Annotated in this window: 3 protein-coding genes and 1 pseudogene; all 4 read right to left on the reverse strand. The window is 64.3% G+C overall.

Features of this window, described 5'->3' with window-relative positions; all coding sequences use genetic code 11:
• Positions 1 to 83, reverse strand: a pseudogene (locus EN955_RS36005) (hydrolase); the annotation flags it as partial.
• A 15-nt stretch (positions 84 to 98) separates the two neighbouring features.
• The gene (locus tag EN955_RS34250; protein WP_127218762.1) at positions 99 to 1577 is read right to left on the reverse strand and encodes a mannitol dehydrogenase family protein; all 1479 of its coding nucleotides are present in this window, start codon (positions 1575 to 1577) and stop codon (positions 99 to 101) included.
• Between the two features lie 146 nt (positions 1578 to 1723).
• Positions 1724 to 2494, reverse strand: a complete 771-nt coding sequence (locus EN955_RS34255; protein WP_013528417.1) for an L-iditol 2-dehydrogenase — start codon at positions 2492 to 2494, stop codon at positions 1724 to 1726.
• A 2-nt stretch (positions 2495 to 2496) separates the two neighbouring features.
• On the reverse strand, positions 2497 to 2677 hold a 181-nt coding region (locus tag EN955_RS34260; protein ID WP_164769969.1), incomplete at its 5' end, for a TOBE domain-containing protein.

Below are 2677 nucleotides of genomic sequence, written 5' to 3' on the forward strand. Positions count from 1 at the left end.
ATGCCGAGCAGCGCCGAGACGGAGAGCGCCTCGCTGTCGACCAGCACGCCATCGCAGTCGAAAATGACCAGTTCAGGCGTCATGGCCGAGAATGGCTCTCAGAGCTTGCCGGCGAGGTAGCGCGTCAGCGTGGCGCGCGCGCCATTCGCCCACAGCACGTTGAGCGCATGGGCAAAGGCCTCGACAAACGCCGTTGCGCGGCCGACATCGCCATAGATGTCCTCCATGGCGAGCCAGGCGGCGGGAGCGTCCTTTGCTGCCTTTGCCGTCGCCTGTAGCCGGTCCCAACTCGGGTCGTTGGGCTCGATGACGGCGCCGCTGTCCGTCGTGCCGAAGCAGTAGCGGCACCACAATGCCGATTCCAGGGCCAGGCCGGCGACGCTTTTCCCAGCCTTCAGCCGGTCGGCGATGGTCGGGATGATGAACTTCGGCTGGCGGTTGGAGCCGTCGAGGCAGAGCCGGCGCACCGTGTCGCCGATCTTCGGGTTGGAGAAGCGGCTCTCGATGAGCTGGTAATAGTCTTCCAGAACCGTGTCCGGCACCGGCGGCACCGTCGGGATGATTTCGTCCCGTTCGAGCTTGGCCAGAAAACCGCTCACCAGCGGCTCCTGCATCGCCTCATGCACGAAATGGATGTCCATCAGGCCGGCCGGATAGGCGATCGCTGCATGGCCGCCATTGAGGATGCGGATTTTCATCAGTTCATAAGGCGCAACGTCTTTGACGAACTGCACGCCGACCTTTTCCAGCGGCGGCCGGCCATCGGTGAAATGGTCCTCCAGCACCCACTGCCGGAACGGCTCGCAGAACACCGGCCAGTTGTCCTCGAGGCCGAAATCCTTGGCCAGGATGCCGCGCTCGCGGTCGGTGGTGGCCGGCGTGATGCGATCGACCATGCCGTTCGGAAAAGCGACATGCTCGCTGAGCCAGTTCGCCAGATCCTGGTCGATCAAACGGGCCAGGCCGATGACGCCGTCGGAGGTGACATGGCCATTGTGGGGAATGTTGTCGCACGACATCACGGTGAACGGCACGGTGCCTTCATCGCGGCGGCGCACCAGCCCGGCAAGAATGATGCCGAACACCGTCTTCGGCGTGGCGCCGGGCTGCGCATCGGCAACGATGTCGGGATGGGTCGGGTTGAACACGCCGGAAGCCGGGTCGATGAAGTAGCCGCCTTCGGTGATGGTCAGCGAAACGATCTTGATCGCCGGGTCGGTAAGCCGTTCGATGACACCGGCCGCATCGCCGGGCATCAGGAAGTCGATCATCGCGCCGGTCACACGGGTATTCATATGGCCAGAGTCCTGCTCGACCACCGTGGTCAGCCAGTCCTGCTCTTCCAGCTTGGCGCGGCCGATCTTTTCACCGTCGAACACGCCGGCACCGATCAGCGCCCAGTCATGGCCGATGCCCGCATTGAACAGATCGTCGAGATAGACGGCCTGATGCGAGCGGTGGAAATTGCCGACGCCGAAATGCACGATGCCGGCCTTCAGCGTCGCGCGGTCATACTTAGGACCTGCGACGTTGGCGGGCAGCTTGGAGAGGTTAGAGGACGAGAGTTTCACGGTCATCTGTTTTACCCTTTGGCCGGGTTTCGGCCTTCGTTACGCTCCTCTCCCCGTCGGGGAGAGGATAAGGGGTGGCACTTGCTACGCGCCCGCTGAAGTCGGCCTCTGCTCCCCGCGGAGGGACGAGGAGCAGAGGCCGTCCCCCGCCCTCAACTCATCCACTGGCCGCCATCGACATTGTAGGTCTGGGCGACGATGTATTCGGCGTCGCTGCTGGCGAGAAACACAGCCATGCCGGTGAGGTCCTGTGCCGTGCCCATGCGGCCATACGGCACCGCCTCGCCGACCAGTTTCTTCTTCTCGCCCCTCGGCCGGTTCTCATATTTGGCGAACAGCGAATCGACGTGATCCCAGTGCTCGCCGTCGACGACGCCAGGGGCAATCGCGTTGACGTTGATGCGGTGCTTGATCAGGTCGAGCCCCGCCGACTGGGTCAGCGAGATGACGGCGGCCTTGGTGGCGCAATAGACGCCGACCAGCGCCTCGCCGCGCCGTCCGGCCTGGCTCGCCATGTTGATGATCCTGCCGCCCTTGCCTCGCGCGATCATCGAGCGGGCGGCTGCCTGCAGCATGAACAGCGTGCCGGCGACATTGACGGAAAACAACTTGTCGTAGCTTGCCCTGGTGATTTCGACGATCGGCGCCAGGTCGAACAGGGCGGCGTTGTTGATCAGGATATCGAGGCCACCGGTCTTCGTCTCTACGGCTTTCACCGCCGCCTCGATCGAGGCGAGGTCGGTGACGTCGAGCTTGACCGCATAGGCCTTGCCGCCAATCTCTGCGGCCGTCTTCTGCGCAGCCTCGAGATTGATGTCGGCGATGGCGACGGTTGCGCCTTCGCCGGCATAGGCTTCGGCGAAGGCTCTGCCGATGCCGCGGGCCGAACCCGTGATCAGCGCGGATTTGCCGGCCAGTCGCATGTTCAGATTGCCTTTCCGTCGGCGCCAAAGCGATGCAGCTTGGCCTTGTCTGGTGTCAGGTAAATGGTGTCGCCGTGATGGACGCCGAGTTCGCCGTCGGCGCGCACGGTCAGCGGACCGACGCCGTCGGCCTGGACGTGCAGGAAGGTGTCGGAGCCGAGCTGCTCGGCGACGCCGCCGACC

Source organism: Mesorhizobium sp. M7A.F.Ca.CA.001.04.2.1 (assembly GCF_003998485.1).
GTDB classification, from domain to species: domain Bacteria; phylum Pseudomonadota; class Alphaproteobacteria; order Rhizobiales; family Rhizobiaceae; genus Mesorhizobium; species Mesorhizobium ciceri.